Raw genomic sequence first — 23,222 nt, 5'->3', positions numbered from 1 at the left:
CCTCAGTCGCCCAGGCGGTAGCCGAAGCCGCGGATGGTGGTGAGCAGCCCCGGCCGGCGCAGCTTGGCGCGCAGCTGGGTGAGGTGGACGTCGAGGGAGCGGGAGACGGCGTGGTGGGCGTCGCCCCACACCTCGTCCAGGAGCTGCTCCCGGCTGACGGCCGTACCGGCGCGTCCGGCCAGGACGGCGAGGACGTCGAACTCCTTCGCGGTCAGCTCGACCTCGTCCCCGGCCACCCGGACCCGGCGGGCGTCGAGGTCGACCTCGACGTCTGCGACCCGGACCGTCCGCGTCCCGGGGCCACCGCGCGCGGTGCTGCGTGCCGTGCCCCGCGCGGCGGTGGCGCGCCGGGTGACGGCCTCGATACGGGCGAGCAGTTCGGTGAGGCGTACCGGCTTGACCAGGTAGTCGTCGGCCCCGAGGCGCAGCCCGCGCACGACGGAGCGCTCGTCGCCGCGCGCCGTGAGGATCAGTACGGACACGTCGCTCACCGCGCGCAGTCCGCGCAGCACCTCCAGGCCGTCGACGTCGGGCAGGCCCAGGTCGAGCAGGAGCAGGTCGGCGCTGCGGTGGTAGGTCAGGACGTCCCGGCCGTTGCGCACCCGCCGGGTGTCGTGGCCGTGGTCGTAGAGGACCTCGACGAGGGCCGCGGCCACCCCGTCGTCGTCCTCGGCCAGCAGTATCTGCATCCCGCCCACCTCCCTCCGCCCGCATCCGGACAAGCACATTCCGGTTCCGAATGTAGACCACGGGCGGCCGGACCCCCGGTGGGCGAGCGGGGGGCGGCCGGGGGACAGCCGGGGAGGGGCGAGCGGACCCCCGGTCCCCCGTCGGCCCGGAATGTTAAGGCGAGGTTAGTTCTGCGCCCGGTCGTCTCCCGGGGCCGCACGGGGCGGAGCCAGGCTGCAGCGGTCGAGGACGACGCACCGCACCAGGTCCCCGAGGAGACCGCATGACCGCCGCTCACCCCGCAGCTTCCCCCGCTGCCCCGAAGACGCCGGGCTGGCTCGACTGGCACCCGGACCCGTCCAGGCCGGCCTTCCGGCTGCCGCCCGGCACCGTCGACGCCCACTGCCACGTCTTCGGGCCGCAGGCCGCCTTCCCCTTCGCCCCGGAACGGAAGTACACGCCCTGCGACGCGGGCAAGGAGCAGCTGTTCGCGCTCCGTGACCACCTGGGCGTCTCCCGCACCGTGATCGTGCAGGCCACCTGCCACGGCGCGGACAACTCCGCCATGGTCGACGCCGTACGGGCGGCCGGTGGCCGGGCGCGCGGCGTCGCGACCGTCCGGCCGGACGTCGGCGCGGCCGAGCTGCGCGCTCTGCACGAGGCGGGCGTGCGCGGGGTGCGGTTCACCTTCGTACGGCGTCTGGTGGACGCCTCGCCCCGCGACGACCTGCGGGTGATCGCGGAGAAGGTCGCGGAGCTGGGCTGGCACGTCGTGCTGTACTTCGAGGCCGCCGACCTGCCCGAGCTGGAGGGCTTCTTCGGCTCGCTGCCCACGCCGCTGGTGGTGGACCACATGGGCCGGCCGGACGTGACCCGGCCGGCCGACGGGCCGGAGTTCGGCCGCTTCCTGCGCTTCGTGGAGCACCACGACGTGTGGGTGAAGGTGACCTGCCCGGAACGCCTCAGCGTGAGCGGCCCCGCCGCGCTGGACGGCGAGCGGCACCCGTACACCGATGTGGTGCCGTTCGGCCGCCGGGTCGTGGCGGAGTTCCCCGACCGGGTGCTGTGGGGCACCGACTGGCCGCACCCCAACCTCACCGGCCACATGCCCGACGACGGCCTGCTCGTCGACTACGTGCCGCACATCGCGGTCACCGCCGAGCAGCAGCGCCAACTGCTGGTCGACAACCCCATGAACCTGTACTGGCCCGGCGAGGAGATCTGACCCATGCAGCAGTCACCGGCGCACTCCGCGCCCTCCGCGCACTCCAACGCGCTGAACCGGCTGAACCGGCTGCCGATCGGCCGGTTCCACAAGGTCACCCTGGTGGCCATCTCCTTCGCCTACTTCTTCGAGTTCGCGGACATCAACACCTTCGCGACGACCGCGCCCAAGCTGATCAAGCTGTGGGGCGTGACCATCGACCAGGTCGCGTACGTGACGTCGCTGTCGTTCGTCGGCATGTTCTTCGGGTCGATCTGCGCCGGCGCGATGGCCGACCGGTGGGGCCGCAAGCGGGCGCTGATGCTGACCACGGTGTGGTTCGGCGCGTTCTCGTTCGTGTCGGTGTTCGCCTGGGACATCGTGTCGCTGGGCGTGCTCCGGGTGCTGACCTCGGCGGGTCTGGCCGCGATGACGGTCGTCGCGGTCATCTACGTCAACGAGATGTACCCGGCCGCCGTGCGCGGCAAGTACCAGGCGTACGCGATCGTCATCGGCATCTGCGGCACCCCCGCCACCAATCTCATCGCCAGCGCGGTCGTGCCGCTCAACGACTGGTCGTGGCGGCTGGTCTACCTGTGGGGCTCGCTGGGCATCCTGCTGGTGCTGTTCACCAGGCGGCTGAAGGAGTCGCCGCGCTGGTACGAGAGCCGCGGCCGGTACGACAAGGCGGACGAGGTGCTGCGGGAGATCGAGGCGAGCGTCGCCGCGGAGAAGGGCCCGCTGCCCGAGCCGGCGCCCCCGGTGGAGGAGACGCCGTCGACCCGCACCCCGCTGCGGCTGCTGCTGCGGAAGAAGTACCTGTACCCGACGCTGCTGCTCACGGTGCTGTGGGTGACGCAGACCATCGGCTTCTTCGGGTTCTCCAGCTGGGCGCCCACCCTGCTCGCCAAGGAGGGCTTCAGCGTCGAGAAGTCCGTGTTCTACGTGGCCCTCACCACGGTCGGCGCGCCCCTGGGCTCGTATCTCGCGTCGCTGGTCACCGACCGTTTCGAACGCAAGTGGAGCCTGGCCGCCTTCGGCACGGTCATCGCGCTGTGCGGCCTGCTGTACGGGCTGACCTTCAACCCGGTCCTGATCATCGTCTTCGGCTTCCTGGTCAACATGTTCGAACGCGGCTACACGGCCCTCGCCTACGCCTACTCCCCCGAGCTGTTCGACACCCGCGGCCGCTCGCTGGGCACCGGCGTCTCCTACGGGCTCGGCCGGCTGTCGAACGCCGCGGGGCCGCTGATCGTCGCCGCCCTCTACCAGGGCAGCGGCTACCAGAGCGTCTTCTTCTTCATCGCCGGCATGTGGCTGGCCGGTGCCGTCGTCCTGGCCGTGTTCGGCCCCCGGACCCGGCAGGCCCACGCGGCGGCACGAGGGACGGAGGCGGAGGCGGAACGGCAGGCCGTACGGGCGTCGTGACCGCGCGGGTGTCCGGACGCCGGCCCGGACACCCGGCGGGCCGGGGCCCGGCGGGCCGGGACCCCCAACTCGAAGCACGGTGGCACCCGTTCGCATAGGTTGGGGGTACTGGTCATCGCACAGCCACAGGAGGCTCCGCCGTGTCGGAGGACACCACCCAGGACCGTTCCGCCTTCGAGATCCGCGCCCGCATCGATACGACCACTCCGCACTCGGCGCGCTTCTGGAACTACTTCGTCGGCGGCAAGGACAACTATCCCGTCGACCGTGAGATAGGGGAGCAGATCAAGGAGATCTTCCCCGGGCTCGTCGACGTGGCGCTCACCAGCCGCCGGTTCCTGGGCCGGGCGGTCCGTCATCTCGCCGGCGAGCAGGGCATCCGGCAGTTCCTCGACATCGGCACCGGGCTGCCGACCGCCGACAACACCCACCAGGTGGCGCAGCGCGTCGCCCCGGACGCGCGGATCGTGTACGTCGACAACGACCCGATCGTCCTCACCCACGCGCAGGCCCTGCTCACCAGCACACCCGAGGGCACGACGGCCTACCTGGACGCCGATCTGTACGACCCGGAGGCCGTGCTGCGCACCGCCGCCGAGACGCTGGACCTGTCCCGTCCGGTCGCCCTGATGATCCTCAACACCCTGGGTCACGTCGCCGAGTACGAGCAGGCGCGGGACCTGGTGCGCCGGCTCATGGCGGGCCTGGCCCCGGGCAGCTACCTCGTGGTCAGCGACAGCACCGCCACCAGCCCCGGGATGATCGCCGCGTCCGAGGCGTACAACGCCAGCGGGGCGGTGCCGTACCACGTGCGGGCGGTCGAGGAGATCGCCGGTTTCTTCGACGGGCTGGAGCTGGTGGAGCCGGGGGTCGTGCGGGTGCCGGAGTGGCGGCCGGACGCCGACGCGGCGGAGGGCGACGCGGCCGCCGTGGACGCCTACTGCGGTGTGGGGCGCAAGGTCTGATCCGCCGGCGCGGGCGATAATCGGGGCATGGCCTCACCTCCGGTCGGCGCGGACGCCGTGCATGAGCGGCTGTCGGGCGATCTGCTCGCCGCCGGGACGCCGTACGGCCTGGTCCTCGCCGGCGGTGCGGCCGTGCGGGCGCACCGGCTGGTGGACGCCCGGCTCAGCCGGGGCGTGGACCTGGCCACCGAGCATCCCGCGGCCATGGCGGAGATCGCCGAGGCGGTGCGGGCCGGGCTGGAGGGGCGCGGCTGGACGGTCGAGGGCCCGGAGGCCGATCCGCTGGCCGCGCGGCTGACCGTCGGCGACCCCGCCTCCGGCGCGGAGTTCCGGGTCGACCTCCGCAAGGAGGTGCTGTGGCGCCCGCCGGTGGTGACGGAGGCCGGTCCGGCGCTCTCCCTGGAGGATCTCGTCGGGACGACGGTACGGGCACTGGCGGACCGCGGGCTGCCCCGTGACCTCGTCGACGTCCACGCCGCGTCCCGGTGGTGGAGCCATCCGGAGCTGGAGGAGCTGGGGCGCCGCCATGCCCCGGACACCTTCGACCTCACCGAGCTTGAGTCCCGGCTGACCGGCACGGAGTGGCTCGACGACGCCGGGTTCCGCGCCCACGGGCTGGACGCCCCGGCGATCGAGGAACTGCGCCGCTGGGCCCAGGCGTGGGCGGACGACATCGCGGAACGGCTGGTGGAGGGCGAGGATCCGGAGGAGCCGGATCCCGAGGAGTCGGACACGTAGGCGCTGCATACGGAGGCACCACCTCCGCATGCAGCGCCTCCGCATGCAGCGCCTTCGTGGGCGCCGGATCCGGGCGAGGGGTGGGCGGGCAGGACGGTCCGGCCCCGCCGCTCACGCCGGCACCGCTGCCCGGCGGCCGGGCGCGGTGGCCGCCAGGAGCAGGGTCGCCGCGACCGACGCCACCGCCAGCGCCGTCATCGCGGCGGCCGGGGAGGTGAGCTGGGCGAGGCCGCCGGCCAGTGCCGCGCAGACGCCCTGCAGGGTGAGCATGCCGGAGGAGTGCAGGCCGAGCGCGTGGCCCGACAGGGCGGACGGGGTGAGGTCCATCAGCCGTTCCTGCTGGACCAGGCTCGCGCCGAAGCCGGCCGAGGCCACGGTGACCAGCACGGCGGCCACGGCGACCGGCGGGTGGAGGGCGAGCGGCAGGTAGGGCATGGCCAGGAGCAGCAGCAGCGGGGTGGCGAGCCGGCGGCGGTGCCGTGGCGGCACCAGCCGGCCGACCGTGATGTCACCGGCGAGCATGCCGAGGGCCGCGCAGGCGAAGAGCGTGCCGGCGGCGTCGGGGGCGTAGGAGACGTAGAGGGACTCGCAGCCGACGATCAGACCGTTGGGGAGCCACAGGCCGAGGTAGACGTGGCGGCGGGGCGCGGAGGACCAGAGCAGGGCGTTGGCGCGCCAGGTGGCCCGGACGGAGGGGCGGCCGGTGGCGCGGGGCGGGCGGCGCGTCAGGCCGAGGAGGGCAGCGGCGGCGGCCGTGGCGTACAGGCCCGCCGCGAGCAGCAGCGACGTCCGCGGGGAGAGGAACGCCACCAGGACGCCGCCGGTCGCGTAGCCGGCGATCTGCATGACCCCGTTCATCATGTTGAAGACCGAACGGCCCAGCAGGTAGCCGTCCTTGGGCAGGATCTCGTTGAGCAGGCCCCAGCGCACTCCCCCGCCGACCGACGCCACCAGCCCCTTGACCAGCAGGATCGCGAAGACGGCGACGACGGGCAGGCCGGGCAGCGCGAGCACCGCCGTGACCGCCGCGAAGGACAGTGCCGCGCCGGCGATGGCGGCCCGGGGCGGCAGGCGGTCGGCAGCCGACAGGAACAGGGACGCGCCGAGGACGTGCGCGAGGGACGGGCCGAACATGCTCAGCGCGGACAGCAGCGGTGAGGCGGTCTGGCGGTAGACCAGGGTGGCCAGGGCCAGGCCGCTCATCGTCTGGGCGGCGGTGAGGGCGGCGGAGGACAGGAAGAGCGGGGTGAACTCGGGGGTGCGGAAGAGGTCCCGGTAGCTGCGCATGAGCGGAGTGTGGGGAGGGCGCCGGGACGGTCGTTAATGTTTCGCGGGGACGCGAAAGTCCGCGCGGGGCGCGCCCGTTCGGGGAGGCGCCGGGACGCGGCACGGGGCAGTGGGGGGGGACCGTCGTGGGGTGGTGGCAGGTGAGCGCGGACACGCTCGCCGGGAGCCGGTTCGTGCTCTCGCCGCTCGCCGAGACCTTCGCGAGTCTGCGGCTGCTGCACGGGGCGGGGCCGGCGCATCCCGGGGAGCGGGCCTGGCTGGACGCCCATCTGCCCGCCCACCGGGCCCGGCTGGCCGCCGATCCGGTGACGGCGCGGCTGGTGCCGGCCGCGCTCGGCACGGACTGGATCGCCGACTTCCTGACGCCGACCCCGCGGGGCGGGGAGAGCTTCGAGGAGGAGGTGGCCCGGGTGCGCGCGGTCCCGCCCGCGACCGCCCGCGACCACCTCCGCACCGCCCTGCACGGCCCGCTGCCCGCCGCCCTCGACCGCGACGACCTGGCGGTACGCGCCGCGGACCTCCTCACCCACGTCTGGCGTGAGGCCGTACGGCCGTACTGGGCGCGGCGCCGGCGGGTGCTGGAGGCCGATGTGGTCGCCCGGGTCGCGCAGGTGGGGCGGGGTGGCTGGGCGACGGTGCTGGACGCTCTGCGGCCGGGGACGCGGTGGCTCGGGGAGAGCCGGCTCCAGGTGAACGCGCACGAGTACCCGCCGCGCGAGATCTCCGGGGCGGAGCTGCTGTTCGTGCCGGTGACGCCGCAGCGGGTGGGCTGGGTGTCCTGGGAGGGCACGGACCGGTACGCGCTGGTGTACCCGTGCGCGGGCGCGCTGGCCGGTGCCGGGGACCGGGCGGCCGTGCCGGCGGGGCTGGCGGCGCTGCTCGGGGCCGCGCGGGCCCGGGTGCTGATGCTGCTGGGCGCCCCGATGAGCACCAGCCATCTCGTCGCGGTGACCGGGCAGGGGCTGGGTTCGGTGGGCCGGCACCTGCGGGTGCTGCGGGAGGCGGGGCTGGTGGAGCGGTGCGGCCGGGCGGGCCGGTCCGTGCTGTACGTGCGGACGGCGGCCGGGGAGGTACTGGCCGAGGCCGGTCACGCCGGCGCCACGTCCAGGGCCTAGGGTCGGCTCATGACGACTGCAGAGAACAACGGCACCTCTCCCCTCGATGTCGAGATCGGCGCGCTGAACGGTGGTTCCGCCGGGCTGGCCCAGTACGCGGGCCGGGCGATCCTGGTCGTGAACGTGGCCTCCAAGTGCGGTCTGACGCCGCAGTACGCCGGCCTGGAGCGGCTGCACGAGACGTACGCGGAGCGGGGGTTCACCGTGCTCGGCGTGCCCTGCAACCAGTTCCTCGGACAGGAGCCGGGCACCAGCGAGGAGATCGCCGAGTTCTGTTCGGCGACGTACGGGGTGACCTTCCCGATGACGGAGAAGGTGGAGGTCAACGGGGAGGGCCGGCACGCGCTGTACGAGCGGCTGGTGGGCTTCGCGGACGCGGAGGGGCACAGCGGCGACATCCGCTGGAACTTCGAGAAGTTCCTGATCGGACGGGACGGCGAGGTCGTGGCCCGTTTCTCGCCGCAGACCGAGCCGGAGTCGGCCGAGGTCGTGGCGGCGGTGGAGAAGGCGATCGGCTGACCGTTGACCTTGCCCCTGGGGCAGGGGCGAGTGTCTGCGTCGCCGGGCGGAGGGTCCGCCCGGCGGCGGAGGATGTCGGCGTGGACGAGGAACTGATCGGCATCGGGGCGTTCGCGGCGCGGGCCCGGCTGTCGGCCAAGGCACTGCGGCTGTACGACCGGCTGGGGCTGCTGGCCCCGGCGCGGGTCGACGAGGCCACCGGGTACCGGTTCTACCGGCCCGGTCAGGTCGAACGGGCCCGGCTGGTCGCGCTGTTGCGGCAGCTGGACATGCCGCTCGCCCGGATCGCCGAGGTCGTCGACGCGGACGACGGTGCGGCGATGGCCGAACGGCTGACCGCCTACTGGGCGGACGTCGAGGCGCGCCACGCGGCGCGCCGGACGCTCGCCGAGTACCTCCGCGGCCGGTTGTCCGGGAGGAGTTCCGAGATGTACGGGAAGTTCGTGGTCGAGACGGTGGACGTGCCGGAGCAGGTGCTGATCACCGAGTCGCGGCACACGCTGGCGGACGAGTTGCCGGCGTGGATCGGGGCGGCGCTGGGGCGGCTGGAGGCGGCGGCCGCGGAGTGCGGGGGCGGGACGGGGGCGCCGTTCGTCGCCTACCACGCCGAGGTGTCGATGGAGAGCGACGGCCCCGCGGAGGCGTGCCTGCCGGTCGCCGACGAGGCGGCGGCCCGGGAGTGGGCCGAACGGCGGGGGCGGGCCCGGGAGACGGCGGTGCGGGTGGAACCGGCCCGGCGGCTGGCCTTTACCCGGATCACCAAGGCGCAGGTGGCGCATCCGCAGATCCTGGCCGCCTTCGAGGCGGTGGAGCAGTGGATCGCGGCCGAGGGACTGACCCCCGTGGGGCCCTGCCGGGAGGTGTACTTCGCGGACTGGTCGGCCGCGGGTCCCGAGGACCCGGTGTGTGACGTGGCCTTCCCGGTGGCGCCTGCCGGGAACGGTCCGGCGGCGCTCCCGGCGGGCTGAGCCGGGAGGCCACGGACGAGCCCTCTCGGCTAGGACGGCGATCTGGTCGAGAGGGCCCCGTCGGCGGTGCCGGTGCCCGGCGGCCGGTCCGGTCGGTCAGTCCTTGACCGAGGCCACGAATGCGGTCCAGGCGGCCGCGGGGAAGGCCAGCTTGGGGCCCTCGGGGACCTTGGTGTCCCCGAGCTCCAGCGCCGCCTTCGTGGTCGACCTGACCATCACGCACGCGCCGTTGTTGTTGGTGTAGGAGGACGTCGTCCACGTTTCCGTGGCGCCCAGACGAATTGCCATGTTCGCTCCGTAGCCAGATGCTGAGTCGCTGTCACCGGCCTGCGCATTCCGCCATGGACCCGCAGAACGGATTACGCCAACCCCCGCTGGTGGTTGGCGTGATCGACGCTACTCGCCACCCTCTTCTTCCGGAGCGCCCGTTCACTCGACCGGATGGCATATTCCAGGCGAGTCTTCCAGTCATGCTTGTCAGCGGTGTACCATTCCGCCCCCGTCCGGCCGGAGTTCAGCGCGCGTACTCCTTGGCGAGCCGCTCGACGCGCTGCCGCGACTGCTCCACGTTCAGCGACTGGGCCCGCAGGTGCTCGTACATCACCGTGTACTTCTGCACGTCGTGCGGCTTCTCCAGGTACAGGTCGCTGGTCACGCCCTCGATGTAGACCACGCTCGAGTCCGCCGCGTCGGCGAACTCCAGGATGGAGTACTGGCCGTTGATCCCGGCGTGCGCGCCCACCTCGAACGGCAGCACCTGCACGGTGATGTGCGGCAGCTGGGACAGCTCCATGACGTGTTCCAACTGCTCCCGCATCACCTGCCGGCTCCCGACGACCCGGTACAGCGAGGCCTCGTCCAGGACCACCCACAGCCGCAGCGGGTCCTTGTCGGCGGTGATGCGGCTCTGGCGGCGCAGGCGCACCTCGACCCGCTTGTCGTTGTCCTGCTCCGACGACTCCGGCGACCCGCCCCGGATGATGGCCTCGGCGTACGCGCGGGTCTGCAACAGGCCGGTGATGATCTGCGGTTCGTAGACCCGCAGCGACTCGGCGTCGGTCTCCAGGCCGATGTAGACGCTGTACGGGATGTCGCCGAAGGCGTGCCACCAGCCCTGCTGACGGGAGTCCTTGGCCATCTGCATCAGCGAGTCGACGATCCGCTGGTCCTCGACCTCGTAGACCCCGCACAGGTCGCGGACGTCGCGCTGGCTGATGCTGCGCCGGCCGTTCTCCAGGCGGCTGATCTTCGACTGCGACACCAGCAGCCGCTCCGCCACCTCCTCGGCCGTCATGCCCTTGAGCTCGCGGAGCCTGCGCAGCTCCTGGCCCAGCCGGCGCCGCCTGACGGTGGGATTGACATTGGACGCCACGGGACGTGCACCTCCGGCTGCGTGCCTCGTACTTGCCACTTTGCGTGTCTGCTGTTGAGCAGACTGCCACCAAGGTGCTTGCTACCGCTGGGAAACGGTGGATATCCGACGGGTACACGCCAGTTCACCGCGCCGCGGCGGGTGCGGACACCGGCCTCGGGCACGCCGAGCGGGGCGGGGAGAGCCCGTGTGCTCTCTCCGCCCCGCTCGGACTGCGGCTCCCGTGACCGGGTCTGCGGTGCCGTGGATCCGATGGTGCCGTGCCGTCCGCCCTGGGGACGTGGTGCTTAGTGGGCGACGGCGCGTGCCATGGATCCGCGGCGTGGTTGCGCCGGAACGCCACGGGCGGGTTCCGGTGCGCCCCTGCCGCCGGAGGGGGCCTGCCGGCCTGGCGGGCCCGCCGGGGCGGGGCTGCGGCGCGGCTGTGCCGCCACGCCGTTCTGGACGTCCATCACGGCGTGCGCGACGAGTCCGCCCATGGGGTCGTGCCGGATCAGGTCCCGCAACCGGGAACGCGAGGAGCGTCCCTCGTTCCCCGGGTACAGGTGCTTGCCGAGTCCGACCGCGTGCGCCAGTGCGGCGAGCGCCGCGGTCCGCGGGTCCGGCGGGACGCCGGTGCGGATCGCGGAGTCCAGCCGGGCCCTGATCTCCCGGCTGATCTCGGTGTCCGTCGCCTGGTAGCGAGTCGTCGGCAGCACCCCGCACATCTGTCCGGCCACGGCGTGCACCATGCCGCACCGCTCCAGATGCGAGAGGTAGGTCTGGCGGAGCCCGAGACGCGGCCCGCCGATCCAGTGGACCGCCCGCACGGGAGCGCCACGCCTTCGCAGCAACTCCAACGCGCAGTCCAGTGTTGGGTCTCCAGTCGGCCGTGGCACGACCACGGCGATACGATCCCCGTCTGGGGCTATCCGTCCGGCCAGCGCCAGCTCCACTAGCTGCGCTCCGGCCAGACCGAGGTCGAGCGACTGCGGCTGCGCAGTGGTACCCGTGGCCGGGTCCAATGCCAGCAGCAGAAGCTCCTCCGGAAGTGTTCTGCGGCTCCTGCCCATCCATGCCTCCCCGCGTGGATGAATGACAGGGTGACCCCTCTCACATTGGTCTGTCGAGGGTGCGTGACCGGTTCGTAAGGGAACCAGTAGGTATGTCGTTCTCGTCTACCGCGTGGGGTAGGCCCGCACACAGGACACTGGTACATGGTTCGGACAGCGCCGTGGAGCGTTGTGGCGGGCGGCGGTTCACGGTTCGGTTGGCGCACGCGGGGCGTGCGGCGCATGGAGGAGGCATCGGTGGCGGGCGAGTCCCCCGACAGGTCGAAGCAGCGCGAGTCGTCGGCAGAACCGACGTCGGGGAGCGCGGGTCCGGTTCCCGAGAAGCGGGATCCTCGGTTGGCGGTGGCCCGCGAGGGCGCGCCGTCCGGCAGCCGAGGGAGCGTCGATACGGCCACTCGGGTGCTGTCGGCGCGCGAGGCGACGGAGGACGCCGCGGAGGCGGAGGACGAGCCCTCCGCCAAGCGTGACGATTCTGCTGCGCAGGGTGACGGTCGGCTGAACGAGGCGGTGGCCTCGTGGGTGCGCTCGGCGGAGCCGGCGGACCCGGTGGACCCGGTGGAGGACGCGTCTGAGGAGGCGTCGGCGGGCGCCGCGGACGCGGACGCGGGCGACAAGGGCCGTGAGAAGGGCTCAGAAGCCCCTGGGGGCGCCCAGGAGGGCCCTGGGCGGGCTGCTGCCGCCACCGGGGCGGTGAAGGCCCAGGACACCCCGGACGGCGGCGGGACCGACGGCGAGGGCGACAGCGAGGCTGCGGGCGAGGGTTCGCCGTCCGCGCCCGACGGTTCGCAGGACGAGGGCCGCTCCGAGGACGACGACGCCGTCACGGCGGTGAAGGACGCGGACGAGGCCCCCGGGGCCGGTTCCGGCGGTACGGAGTCCTCCGAAGGCCGTGACGGCGGCTCCGGGGCCACCGGGCCCGCAGCCGCCGACGAGTCGGAGGGCGCCGAGCCCGAGGACGGCGAGTCCGCCGACGACTCCGAGGCCGCCGGACCCGAAGCCGGGAGCACCGGCCCGGAGGCCGAGCCCAAGGCCACCGAACCCGGTGACGAGTCCGAGGGCCCGGAGCCCAAGGGCCCGAAGCCCGAGGAGGAGCCCAAGAGCCCGCAGGCCGAAGGCGAAACCGAGCCCGAGGCCGAGGCCGCGAAGCCCGGCAACGAGCCCGAGGACCCGAAGGCCGCGAAGCCCGGCAACGAGCCCGAGAACCCGAAGGCCGAGGACGGAGCCGAGGACAACGACCCCGAAGGCGGGTCCGGCAGCCGTCCGAAGCCCAAGGGGCCGGTCGATCAGCCCACCGCCGTCTTCCGGACCGGGCGTCCGGCCGGGCCGGCCGTCGACCAGCCCACCACCATGCTCAAGCTGGGCGACGCGCGGCCCGGGACCCGGCCCGAGGCCGAGTCCGAGCCGAAGGCCCAGCCCGAGGCCGAGGCCGAGGCCGAGCGGACCAGCAAGTTCGTGGCGCTGAAGGCGTACGACGACCCCGCCGTCCGCAAGCCGCCGCCGCGCGGCGGGGACGTCACCACCGCCGTCCCGCAGATCGGGCCGGAGCGGACGACGCAGCAGCCGTTGCCGCCCAGGCCGCCGCTGGATCTGCTGGCCGAGCTGACCAACACCCCGCCGCCCCCGCAGACTCCGCTGCGCACGGCCGTGCGGCGGGTCAAGATCTGGACGCCGCTGGTCGTCCTGCTGCTGATCGTCTTCGCGGTCGCGCAGAGCCTGCGCCCGCTCCCCGAGCCCACCCTGACGCTCACCGCCGAGGACAGCTACACCTTCGAGGGCGGCAAGCCCGAGATCCCGTGGCCGGCCGACGGACAGGCCGCGCTGGACGTCGACGGCATCGGCACCTTCGGCTCCTCCGGCGAGCAGAAGCCCGTACCGATCGCCAGTGTCGCCAAGGTCATGACGGCCTATCTGGTTCTGCGCGAGCACCCGCTCAAGAGCGGTGCCGAGGGCCCGATGATCAAGATCGACGAACTCGCCGAGAAGCAGTCCGACGCCGGACAGGAGTCGACCGTCAACGTCACCGCCGGTGACGAGATCTCGCAGCGGGAGGCGGTCGAGAGCATCCTGATCGCGTCCGCGAACAACGTGGCGCGGCTGCTCGCCCGCTGGGACGCGGGGTCGGAGAAGGCGTTCGTCGAGAAGATGAACGAGGCCGCGAAGGACCTCGGCATGACCAACACGACGTACACCGACCCCTCGGGTCTGAACAACACCACCGTGAGCACCGCCGTGGACCAGGTGAAGCTGGCCCGGGCGGCGATGAAGCAGCCCGCGTTCCGCGAGGTCGCCGCGATGATGTCGTACGACGACTACAAGGGTGTCAACCACCCGAACTGGAACCAGTTGGTCGGCAGCAACGGGGTCGTCGGCATCAAGACCGGCACCACCACCTCCGCGCTCGGCAACCTCGTCTTCGCGGCGAAGAAGGACGTCGGCGGCGAGACGCGGACCGTCGTCGGCGCCGTCGTGCGCCAGCCGGCGGGCGGCAAGGACAACACCATCCTGTCCGCCGCCCTCACCGCGGGCGACGAGCTGATCCGGGCCGCGCAGGCGGCCCTGGAGTCGGCGACGCTGCTGAAGAAGGGCACCGTCGTCGGATACGTGGACGACGGTCTCGGGGGGCGTACGCCGGTCGCCGTCACGGAGGACGTCAAGGCCGTCGGCTGGGCGGGCCTGTCGGTGAAGCTGACGTTCGCCGGGGACGAGCTGCCGCACAGCGCCGGGGCCGGCACGAAGGTGGGCACACTCACCGTCGGCGACGGCACCAGCAGTGCCGTCAAGGTCCCGGTGGCCCTCCGGAGCGACCTCGTGGAGCCGGGCTTCATGGACAAGCTGACGCGCATCACCTGATCCGCCGGCCGGTGCCCCCGGCCGACGCGCACGCCCACCCCGCCGGCCGGCGCCCCACCCGGGGGACGGCCGGCGGGGTGCGTGCTAGCGTCACGAAACGGACAGGATTCGGGCAAGAACGGGACACGGGGAGTGCCTTCAGGTGGCCACAGCGGAGCCGACACGCGCCGACGACGCCGATCCGGGTCCGGGATCCGGCCCTCGAATACCGCTGTCCGAGTCACCGCGCCCTGAAAAGGACAGGAAACCCGAGAAGGACAGGGAACCCGGGAACGACAGGAAACCCGGGAACGACACCGAGGCCGAGCCCGCCCCCGGCACGCCCGGCACCCCCGCAGCCGCCCCCGGCACCCCCGCATCCCCCGGCGCCCCCATGGCCGCCGTCCTCGCCGTACGGGCCCGCATGCTGCGCCATCCCGTGCTGTCCGTGACCGCCCTCGCCGGCCTGCTGCACATCGTCTGGTTCTTCACCTTCGCCAACAGCGGCGGCGACCTCGCGGCGCAGGACGCGTGGGCCGAGTTCGTCGGCCGGCACCCGGACTCCGCGTACAACCTCGCCTGGTACGGCGGTATGCACCCGGTGTCGTACAGCGTGGTGTCGCCGTACCTGATGTCGCTGCTCGGTGTGCGGACCACGATGATGATCGCGGGGACGGTGTCGGCCGGCCTGCTGACGATGGTGCTCATGCGCGGCCGGGCCGTGCGCAACCCCCTGTGGGCGGCGCTCGCGGGCGTGTTCGCGCTGCTGTGCAACGCGGCCTCGGGGCGGGTGACGTTCGGGCTGGGCACCCTGTTCGGGCTCGGCGCGGTCGCCGTCGTCTTCTGCTGGCCGTACCGGTGGCGGTACAAGCGGTGGGCGAAGGCCCTGTGCGCGGCGCCGCTGGCGGCGCTGGCCACGATGGCCTCACCCGTCGCCGGGCTGTTCGTGGGCCTGGTGGCGGTGGCGCTGTTCCTGCAGAAGCGCCGGCCGGGCGCGTGGGCGCTGGGGCTGGCGCCGACCGCGGTGGTGGCGGTGTCGGCCTGGCTGTTCCCCTTCTCCGGGACCCAGCCGATGGGCGTCGGCTCGGTGGTCCTGCCGCTGCTGTACTCCGTCCTGGTGTACGTGCTGGTGCCCCGGGAGTGGCGGACCGTGCGGATCACGGCCGCCGTGTACGGGCTCGGGGTGGTGCTGGTCTGGGTGATCAGTTCGCAGATCGGCTCGAACATGACGCGGCTGGCGATGCTGTTCGGCGGGGTGGTGCTGGTGGCCGCGCTGCCGTTCGCGGTGCCGAGGTCCCGCAAGTGGTACGCGATCGTCGTCGCCTTCGTCGGGTTCACGGCCTGGATCGGCTTCAAGTCCGTCGACGACGTCGTGCACACCACACCGGCCGCGTCCTGGGCGCGCGAGCTGGCGCCGCTGGTGAACGAGTTGCAGGAGGTCGGCGCCGAGCGGGGCCGGGTGGAGGTCGTGCCGGCCCGCTCGCACCGCGAGGCCTCGGCGCTCGCCCCGTACGTCAACCTGGCCCGCGGCTGGAACCGGCAGGCCGACATGAAGCGCAACCCGCTCTTCTACGACGACACCCTCAACTCGGCGAACTACCACGAGTGGCTGAAGCGCTGGGCCGTGCACTTCGTGGTACTGCCCAAGGACGAGCCGGACGGCGACGGCGGCCAGCGGGAGCGGGAACTGGTGCAGCGCGGGCTGCCGTACCTGAACCAGATCTGGGGCGACGCCAACTGGCAGCTGTTCGAGGTGACCGAGCCGACCCCGCTGGCGGAGCCGCACACGGTGGTGGAGCGGGCCGAGCAGGGCGAGATGACGCTGCGGGTGGAGAAGGCGGGCCGGATCCTGGTGCGCGTGCCGTACTCGCCGTGGCTGGGCCTCGTCGACGCCGAGGGCAACAAGCTGGAGCCGCCGCAGGAGACGGAGGCGTCCGAGAACCGTCCGGAGGACGAGCCGAGGACGTACGACAACGTCCACGGCTGCCTGATGGAGACGGAGGAGGACGTGAACGGCGACACCTGGACGATGCTGCTGGCGCCGGAGCCGGGGACGTACCGTCTGGCCGCTCCGTACCGGTGGCAGCGGGGCACCCCCTGCCCGGAGGAGCTGCGCTGATCCGGTCTCCCGGACCCCCACCCTTCCGTTCATCACTGTGAACCACAGTCAGCAAGGCGAACAATTTTACGCCCTCTTGACCTGACGCTTGCTTGTCGTGCCCGCGCCAATACGCCCACGATGAGCGGGCACTTCGCGCCCTTCCTCGTCCCTACCCCGCTCAGGCGAAGTGTCAATCAGCTGAGTGGAGTTCACAAGGCGGACCCTGGAAGGGGGGACATGAACAGTCTCGACTGGGCGGTGCTCATCGGGTATTTCGCCGTGATGGTCGGCATCGGTGTCTGGTCCCACAAGCGGGTGGACAACGTCAGCGACTTCTTCACGGCCGGCGGCAAGATGCCGTGGTGGCTCTCCGGCATCTCCCACCACATGTCGGGGTACAGCGCGGTGATGTTCACCGGGTACGCCGGCATCGCGTACACCTACGGTGTGACGTCCTTCGTCACCTGGTCCTTCCCCATCGCCCTCGGTATCGCCATCGGGTCCAAGCTGTTCGCGCCGCGGATCAACCGGCTGCGCTCCCGGCTCCACGTGGCCTCCCCGCTGGAGTACCTGAAGAACCGGTACGACCTGAAGACGCAGCAGGCGCTGGCCTGGTCCGGCATGCTGCTGAAGATCGTGGACGTGGGCGCGAAGTGGGCGGCGATCGCCACCCTGCTGTCGGTGTTCACCGGTGTCTCGCTCAACCAGGGCATCCTGATCACCGGCGTGGTCACGGCGATCTACTGCACCATCGGTGGCCTGTGGGCGGACGCGCTGACCGAACTCGGCCAGTTCATCATCCAGCTCTTCGCCGGTCTCGCGATGTTCTTCGCGGTGCTGGTCGAACTCGGCGACCACGGCGGCTTCTTCGGCGTGTGGGACCAGCCGGAACTCCAGGGGCACGAGAAGCCGCTGGTCGGACCGTACGGCACGATCTTCCTGCTGGCGTTCCTGTTCATCAAGCTGTTCGAGTACAACGGCGGCATGCTCAACCAGGCCCAGCGCTACATGGCCACCCCCAACGCCCGCGAGGCGGAGCGCTCGGCGCGGCTGTCGGCGGTGCTGTGGCTGGTCTGGCCGCTGGTGCTGTTCTTCCCGATGTGGATGTCCCCGCTGCTGGTGGAGTCCCAGAAGCCGGACGGCTCCGACTCCTACGCCCTGATGACCGAACAGCTGCTGCCGCACGGTCTGCTCGGCCTGGTCATCGTCGGCTTCTTCTCCCACACGATGGCCATGTGCTCCTCGGACGCCAACGCCATCGCGGCGGTGTTCACCCGTGACGTGGCGCCGGTGCTGTCGGCGAAGGCCCGCATGTGGGGCGAGCGGTCCGGGCTGATCGCGGCCCGCGTGACGACGGTGGTCTTCCTCGGCCTGTCCATGGCGGTGGCGACCCAGGTCAACTCGCCGGCCTTCAAGGACATCATCACGGTCGTCATCAAGTGGGTGGCCGGTCTGATGGGCCCGATCGCCATCCCGATGATGCTCGGCCTGCTGCGGCCGTTCCGCCGCTCCGGCCCGACGGCGGCCATCACCAGCTGGGGCATGGGCCTGCTCGCCTTCTGGCTGGTGAACTACCCGATCCACTGGGCCGTCGACGGCGGTGTGCCGCTGGAGTACCAGGTCTCCATCCCGCTGGCGGTCTCGCTGATCCTCTACGTCCTGATCGGCTACGTGAAGCCGGAGGACACCCCCGAGCGGCTGGCGGTCATCGAGCGCGTCAACACCGACGGCGACGACGACGCGGCCGCGGCGGCGGTACCCGCCCCGGCGGAGGAGGCACCGGGCACGCCGCGCGCGCCCGTGAAGGACTAGGGCCTCCACCGGGGGGCCTCGCGGTGGACTACGCGTCCAGCGACGCCGGGATGCCGCGCGGGTAGCGCGCCAGCCAGGCCGCGGACGAGCCCGCGGGCCCGTGCAGCGCGGGCCCCTGGGTCATCTCCATGGCGAAGTCGTCGGCGAGTTCCAGCAGTGTGGGACGGCCCTCCAGCTCGGCCAGCCAGGCCGGCGGGAGGGCCGTCTCGCCGTGCAGGGCCCCGAGCAGCCCGCCGGTCAGCGCACCGGCCGCGGCACTGGGCCCGTCGTGGTTCACCGCCAGGCACAGCCCGTGCCGTACGTCCTCCCCCACCAGCGCGCAGTACACGGCGGCGGCGAGCAGTCCGTCGGCGGTGGCGTTCCCCACCAGCTCCGTCACCCGGTCCGGGCCGGGCATCCCCTGCCGCACGGCGCCCAGCGCGCGTTGCAGGGCGTCCGACACCGGCTCGTGCCCCGGCCGCGCGGCCAGCAGCGCGAGCGCCCGCTGCACCGCCGTGTCCAGGCTCTCGCCCCGGGCCAGCGCGTGCACGATCACGGCGTACGCGCCCGCCGCGAGGCAGGCGACCGGGTGGCCGTGGGTCTGCGCCGCGCACTCCACCGCGAGCTGGGCGACGAGCTGCGGCTCCCAGCCGACGAGCAGCCCGAACGGGGCGGACCGCGCGGCGGCCTCGGGACCGGCCGCTCCGGGGTTCTTGGGCGCCGCCGGCGTCCCCATCGTCTCGTCACCGAGGCCGAGCAGCAGGGCGCGGGCCGGGTCCCGGCGGGCGTACAGCCACTCCTCCCGGGCCAGCCACCCGTCCTCCTTGCGCCGCTCGTCCGGGCCCCAGTCGCGCTGGGTGGTGGCCCAGCGCAGATAGGCCCGGTGCAGGTCGGTCGGCGGGTGCCAGGCGCCGGTGTCGCGCCGCACCTGGGCCCGGATCAGTCCGTCCACGGAGAAGAGGGTGAGCTGGGTGTGGTGCGTGACGGCACCGCGCCGCCCGTAGGCGGGGGCGAGGTCGGTGACGCCCTCCGCGCCGTGCGCCGCCCGTATCCCGTCGATCCCCACCCCGTCCACGGGCGCGCCCAGCGCGTCCCCGAGGGCCACCCCCAGCAACGTCCCGCGCACGCGGCTGCGGAAGTCCTGCTGTTCACGGCGGCCCCACACGGGCCCGGCAGTACCAGCCACCCAGTCCTCCCAGGCACCGTCCGTACGTACGACGCCCAGCACCCTAATCGAACGGGGCGGCCGGTTCAGGGGGCGGAACGGTATGCGGAGTGTGACCCGAGTGAGCGGAAGGGGCCGGTATCAGCCGTCCCGGTGGCGTACGACCTCGTCCCGCTGGGCGCGCGCCCACGCGTACGACGGGTTCAGTTCCAGGGCGCGGTCCAGGTCGGCCAGGGCGTCCGCGGGGCGGCCCAGGTGGAAGCGGGTGACGCCCCGGCTCGCGTACGCCGACGCGTAGCCGGGGTCCAGGCCCAGGGCGCGGTCGTAGGCGGCGAGGGCCTCCTCGTCGCGGCCGGCGGCACGCAGGGCGTCCCCGCGTTCGCAGTGGGCCCACGGGGAGTCGGGCTGCAGGGTGACGGCCCGGTCCAGGTCGGCCAGCCGGCCCTCGGACTCACCCAGCTCCCGGCGCACCCGGGCCCGGCGGATCAGCGCCCAGGGGTAGTCCGGCGTGAGGGCGAGCGCCCGGTCGAGGGCGGCGAGCGCGGCGGCGGGGTCGCCGAGGGCGAGGCGGGTGGCGCCGAGGGAGGCCCAGGCGTAGTCGTGGGCGGGATCGAGGGCCACGGCCCGCTCCAGGTCCCGTACGGCGTCGTCGTGGCGCCGGAGGATGCGCAGGTACTCACCGCGCAGGGCGCGGGAGCGGGCGTCGTCCGGGGTCAGGGTCAGGGCCCGGTCCAGGTCGGTGAGGGCGGCCCGGTAGTCGCCGCGCACGGCCCGGGACACCGCCCGGCCGCGGTACACCCGCGCCGCGGTCCCGGGGGCCAGCGCGACGCCCCGGCCGGGGCCGGCGGCGTACGGACCCTCCGCGTCCCGGTCGTCGGCGTCCCGGTCCGCGACCCGCCGCTCCTCGGCGTGCCGCTCCCTCGCGGCGCCCGGTACCGGGGTCCCCCAGTCGGCCGGGCCGCCCGGCGGGCGGGTGACGTTCGTCGAGCCGAGCGCGTCCACCACGACCGCCCCGAACCCGGAATCGGTCAGCAGCCGGTCCAGTACGGCCTCGGTGCCGCCGTCGGCGAGCGCCCGCGACAGCTGCCGTCCCCACGCGGCCACGGTGCGCAGCTCGGCGTCCCGCCCGGCCTCCTCCAGGACGTCCAGCCACCGGCCCGCGACGGACTCCCCCTGGTCGCAGACGTCCACGAGGCCCCGCAGCACCATGGACGGCGCCTCCCGGTCGCCCGCGCACAGCAGGTGGTAGGACTCGGCGAGCCGCAGTTCGCGCCACTCCTCGTCCGCCCACAGCCGCCCGGCGTCCCGCCCGGTCTCCGCCTCCTCGCGCCACGCCCGGAACCGGTCCGCCAGCCGTCGCTGGCGCTCCGCCCAGCCGCGCGGGGAGCGCCTGCGCTGGAGTCGCAGCATCGGGGCGCGGACGACGTCGTGGTAGCGCAGCCGCCCCGCCCGTTCGTCGGCGAACGGCAGCGTGGTCAGCCACCCGTACAGCTCGTCGAGCTGTTCCGGGTCGCCGTCGGCCACCGCCCGGAAGACGTCCGCGTCCAGCAGGCGCGGCAGGGCGCCCGCGAGGGCGGCGGACCTGCGGACCGGGTCCGGCTCCCACTTCAGGAACCGGTCCACCGCCGTCGCGCTCGGGTCGTGCACGTCGTCGGGGCCGGCGGGGCGGGTCGCGGCGAGGGTGGAGACCAGGACGGGGAGTCCGCCGGTGAGCCGCAGCACCTCGGTGACGACCGGCTCCGCCGTGACGCCCCGGTCCGCGAGCAGACCGCGCGTCTCCCCTTCGGTGAACGGCTGGAGCGGCAGGGCGGCCGTGAAGTCCCCGAAACCGCCCCAGTGGGCGGTGTCGAGGGGGTGCCGGCCGGCGGTGACGACGACCACGGTGGCGGGCAGGGCGCCGTGGCGGTCGGTCGTCATCACGTCGTGCAGCCAGCCGTCGAGGAAGGCACCGGTCCGCTCGTAGGTGTCGAAGAACAGGACGATCCACGGCACCGAGGACGCGGCGTCGGTGATCTCCTTGGTCAGCACCGGGGTGAGGACGCTCTCCGGGGAGAGGACGAGCTGTACGTCCTCGTGGCTGCGGAAGCGCGCGCCGAGGACGGCGCGCAGCCGGTCGGCGCCCTGGGCGACGTGCGCGGGGTCGAGGACGCCGGCGAAGGCGCCCGCGCCGGGGATCAGGCCGAGCCCGGCCAGTCCCGCCCGGGCGACCGCCATGCTGCCCGCCGACGGGCCGCCCGCCGGCTCCGGGTCCAGTGCGGCGAGCGCGGCAGCCTCCGCCTCGTGGAGCCGCTCCCGGTGGGTGGCCAGAAGCCTGTCCAGTTCCTTGAACCGGTGGCCCTGGGCGGCGACTTGCCGGCACAGCTCCGCCAGGACCTCGGGCACGCTGTGCGCGCTCTCGTCGACGTACGCCGTCAACGCGCCCCGCTCACGGGCGATCCGCTCGAAATCGCGGAGCAGGAAGGTCTTCCCGACGCCCGCGTTGCCGTGCACGTGGAACAGGAAGCGGTGCTCCTCGTCCTCGGGCGGGGTGTCGAAGCTCCCCCGGAACAACTCGCGTTCGGCGGTGCGGGCCACCAGCCCGTCACGTCTGCGCCGCTGGACGAGCTGCTGCATCGTCGGCCGTGCCTGCGCCACGCGTACGTCCCCTCGCCCCCGGATCCCCGACGCGCACCATTCTGGCTCAAACACGTACGGGACAGGGGCCGCCGCACGGGGAAAGGAACCGCCATGGCCACCACCACACCGCGCGGCGCGCTCCCTCTCACCGCCACGCTCCTCACCGCTTCCGTCGCCCTGTACATGGCGCTCGTCGCCTTCGGGAACATCACGGACTTCGGCACGAACCAGGACTTCGTCCGGCACGTCCTGGCCATGGACACCACGTTCAAGGACGACGACCTGATGTGGCGGGCGATCACCGACGAGGGCGTGCAGGACGCCGCGTACGTGGCGATCATCGCCTGGGAGACGGCCGCCGCGCTGGTGCTGGTCTACGGCACCTGGCTGTGGGCCCGCGGCGACGGGGCGCGCGCCCGGCGCTTCTCCACCTACGGCCTGCTGATGACCATGCTCCTCTTCGGCGCCGGTTTCATGGCGATCGGCGGCGAGTGGTTCGCGATGTGGCAGTCGGAGGACTGGAACGGCCTGGACGCGGCCCTGAGGGTGTTCGTCTTCAGTGGCGTGGTGCTGCTGGTCAACCACCTGCCGGGGGCCGTCGAGAGGTCCGGGACCGACTGAGGGGCCGCCGAGAGGTCCGGGACCGACTGAGGGGCCGCCGCCCGGGGACCACCGGCCCGCTCACGCGGTGGCCGGCAAGGCCCGAAGGGGCGCGGACGCCTACTCCACGACGCTGACCGGGGTGCCCGCCGTGCCGAAGGTCCACAGGGCGCGGCCGTCGGTCTTGGTGACGCGGATGCCGCCGGTCCGCGCGCCCGGGTCCGCGGGCGAGGGCGAGGATCCGTCCACCGCGTTGGAGAAGGCGACGAAGACACCGGACTTCTGGGTGAAGTACATGATGTGCTCGACCGGGACGCCGTCGCTGCCGGTGGTGGCCTCGGTGCGCTCGCCGATCGTGTACGTGCCGGGGTCCGGGGAGACCGTTCCCGGCCAGACCGTGAAGGAGTGGCGGGGCGCGTCGCTGGCGTCGACCAGCCACACGCGCTTCTGGCCGAGGGAGTAGACGATCCGGCGGCCGGTGCCCGATTCCGCCGGTACGGCCACCGGCTTCTCCTCCTCCGGCTTCGCGGACGGCTTCGCGTCCGCCGTCGCCGACGGGCTGGGCCGGCTGGTGGCGGCGGTGGGCTTCGTCCCCTGGTCCGCCTGGACGGCAAGCACGGCCACCACGGCTATCGCCCCCGTGGTCAGCCCGGTCACCCAGGCCCACGAAGGAAGACGGGCAGACACCGGTACGCATCTCCTCAGCTACGGTCCCCATGGAAGCTACGGATCCCCATGGAACGCGGGTCGGATCATCCTACTGCCCGTCCCGGCCCCCGCCCTGCCCGTCCCTGCGCCCGCGC

Annotated in this window: 19 protein-coding genes; 11 read left to right on the top strand and 8 right to left on the bottom strand. The window is 73.1% G+C overall.

Translation table 11 applies throughout. The annotated features are described in order from the left end of the window. Window positions 1-2 precede the first annotated feature (2 nt). A complete protein-coding gene (locus tag FHX78_RS19565; RefSeq protein ID WP_145868718.1) occupies window positions 3-689 on the bottom strand; it encodes a response regulator transcription factor in 687 nt (228 codons plus the stop codon). A gap of 263 nt (window positions 690-952) precedes the next feature. Between FHX78_RS19565 and FHX78_RS19560 the strand changes: the two genes are divergently transcribed. From FHX78_RS19560 to FHX78_RS19545, 4 genes are all read left to right on the top strand, one after another. Next, a complete protein-coding gene (locus tag FHX78_RS19560) occupies window positions 953-1,894 on the top strand; it encodes an amidohydrolase family protein (RefSeq protein ID WP_145868717.1) in 942 nt (313 codons plus the stop codon). 3 nt (window positions 1,895-1,897) lie between these two features. Continuing rightward, window positions 1,898-3,301: an MFS transporter gene (locus FHX78_RS19555; protein WP_145868716.1), complete on the top strand. Its 1,404-nt coding sequence runs from the start codon at window positions 1,898-1,900 to the stop codon at window positions 3,299-3,301. Window positions 3,302-3,441: 140 nt separating this feature from the next. Beyond that, window positions 3,442-4,266, top strand: coding sequence for an SAM-dependent methyltransferase (locus FHX78_RS19550; RefSeq protein ID WP_145868715.1), 825 nt, complete (start codon window positions 3,442-3,444; stop codon window positions 4,264-4,266). A 27-nt stretch (window positions 4,267-4,293) separates the two neighbouring features. Next, entirely contained in the window at window positions 4,294-5,004 is a 711-nt protein-coding gene (locus tag FHX78_RS19545; protein ID WP_145868714.1) for a nucleotidyl transferase AbiEii/AbiGii toxin family protein, read from the top strand. Window positions 5,005-5,115: 111 nt separating this feature from the next. Here the strand turns inward: FHX78_RS19545 and FHX78_RS19540 are convergent, their stop codons facing one another. Then, window positions 5,116-6,291, bottom strand: coding sequence for an MFS transporter (locus FHX78_RS19540; protein WP_145868713.1), 1,176 nt, complete (start codon window positions 6,289-6,291; stop codon window positions 5,116-5,118). Between the two features lie 125 nt (window positions 6,292-6,416). Here FHX78_RS19540 and FHX78_RS19535 point away from each other — a divergent pair, with 125 nt between their 5' ends. The 3 genes from FHX78_RS19535 (at window position 6,417) to FHX78_RS19525 (ending at window position 8,893) form a co-directional block, all read left to right on the top strand. Continuing rightward, window positions 6,417-7,406: a helix-turn-helix domain-containing protein gene (locus tag FHX78_RS19535; protein WP_145868712.1), complete on the top strand. Its 990-nt coding sequence runs from the start codon at window positions 6,417-6,419 to the stop codon at window positions 7,404-7,406. A 9-nt stretch (window positions 7,407-7,415) separates the two neighbouring features. Further along, entirely contained in the window at window positions 7,416-7,925 is a 510-nt protein-coding gene (locus FHX78_RS19530) for a glutathione peroxidase (RefSeq protein WP_145868711.1), read from the top strand. An 80-nt stretch (window positions 7,926-8,005) separates the two neighbouring features. Then, on the top strand, window positions 8,006-8,893 hold the full coding sequence (locus FHX78_RS19525; RefSeq protein WP_145868710.1) for a MerR family transcriptional regulator: 888 nt from the start codon (window positions 8,006-8,008) through the stop codon (window positions 8,891-8,893). 96 nt (window positions 8,894-8,989) lie between these two features. On the opposite strand, the gene FHX78_RS19520 is transcribed toward FHX78_RS19525, so the two are convergent. From FHX78_RS19520 to FHX78_RS19510, 3 genes are all read right to left on the bottom strand, one after another. Next, a complete protein-coding gene (locus FHX78_RS19520; RefSeq protein WP_145868709.1) occupies window positions 8,990-9,181 on the bottom strand; it encodes a DUF397 domain-containing protein in 192 nt (63 codons plus the stop codon). A 226-nt stretch (window positions 9,182-9,407) separates the two neighbouring features. Then, entirely contained in the window at window positions 9,408-10,265 is an 858-nt protein-coding gene (locus FHX78_RS19515) for a helix-turn-helix domain-containing protein (protein ID WP_145868708.1), read from the bottom strand. A gap of 287 nt (window positions 10,266-10,552) precedes the next feature. Beyond that, complete coding sequence (locus tag FHX78_RS19510) at window positions 10,553-11,317, bottom strand: GOLPH3/VPS74 family protein (protein WP_145868707.1); 765 nt, start codon at window positions 11,315-11,317, stop codon at window positions 10,553-10,555. Between the two features lie 222 nt (window positions 11,318-11,539). On the opposite strand from FHX78_RS19510, the gene FHX78_RS19505 reads away from it, so the two are divergent. From FHX78_RS19505 to FHX78_RS19495, 3 genes are all read left to right on the top strand, one after another. Next, complete coding sequence (locus FHX78_RS19505; RefSeq protein ID WP_145868706.1) at window positions 11,540-14,167, top strand: D-alanyl-D-alanine carboxypeptidase; 2,628 nt, start codon at window positions 11,540-11,542, stop codon at window positions 14,165-14,167. Between the two features lie 142 nt (window positions 14,168-14,309). Further along, a complete protein-coding gene (locus tag FHX78_RS19500) occupies window positions 14,310-16,265 on the top strand; it encodes an MFS transporter (RefSeq protein ID WP_145868705.1) in 1,956 nt (651 codons plus the stop codon). A 219-nt stretch (window positions 16,266-16,484) separates the two neighbouring features. Further along, a complete protein-coding gene (locus tag FHX78_RS19495; RefSeq protein ID WP_145868704.1) occupies window positions 16,485-18,059 on the top strand; it encodes a sodium:solute symporter family protein in 1,575 nt (524 codons plus the stop codon). Between the two features lie 28 nt (window positions 18,060-18,087). On the opposite strand, the gene FHX78_RS19490 is transcribed toward FHX78_RS19495, so the two are convergent. After that, a complete protein-coding gene (locus FHX78_RS19490; RefSeq protein WP_145868703.1) occupies window positions 18,088-19,224 on the bottom strand; it encodes an ADP-ribosylglycohydrolase family protein in 1,137 nt (378 codons plus the stop codon). A gap of 120 nt (window positions 19,225-19,344) precedes the next feature. Then, window positions 19,345-21,816, bottom strand: a complete 2,472-nt coding sequence (locus tag FHX78_RS19485; protein WP_145872067.1) for a tetratricopeptide repeat protein — start codon at window positions 21,814-21,816, stop codon at window positions 19,345-19,347. Between the two features lie 114 nt (window positions 21,817-21,930). Between FHX78_RS19485 and FHX78_RS19480 the strand changes: the two genes are divergently transcribed. Continuing rightward, window positions 21,931-22,440, top strand: a complete 510-nt coding sequence (locus tag FHX78_RS19480; RefSeq protein ID WP_145868702.1) for a DUF2165 domain-containing protein — start codon at window positions 21,931-21,933, stop codon at window positions 22,438-22,440. A gap of 99 nt (window positions 22,441-22,539) precedes the next feature. Here the strand turns inward: FHX78_RS19480 and FHX78_RS19475 are convergent, their stop codons facing one another. Continuing rightward, on the bottom strand, window positions 22,540-23,106 hold the full coding sequence (locus tag FHX78_RS19475; RefSeq protein ID WP_145868701.1) for a hypothetical protein: 567 nt from the start codon (window positions 23,104-23,106) through the stop codon (window positions 22,540-22,542). Window positions 23,107-23,222: the final 116 nt, after the last annotated feature.

Origin of the sequence: Streptomyces capillispiralis (genome assembly GCF_007829875.1) — a bacterium.
Classification (GTDB): domain Bacteria; phylum Actinomycetota; class Actinomycetes; order Streptomycetales; family Streptomycetaceae; genus Streptomyces; species Streptomyces capillispiralis.
This window is presented reverse-complemented; position numbering and strand designations above follow the sequence as displayed.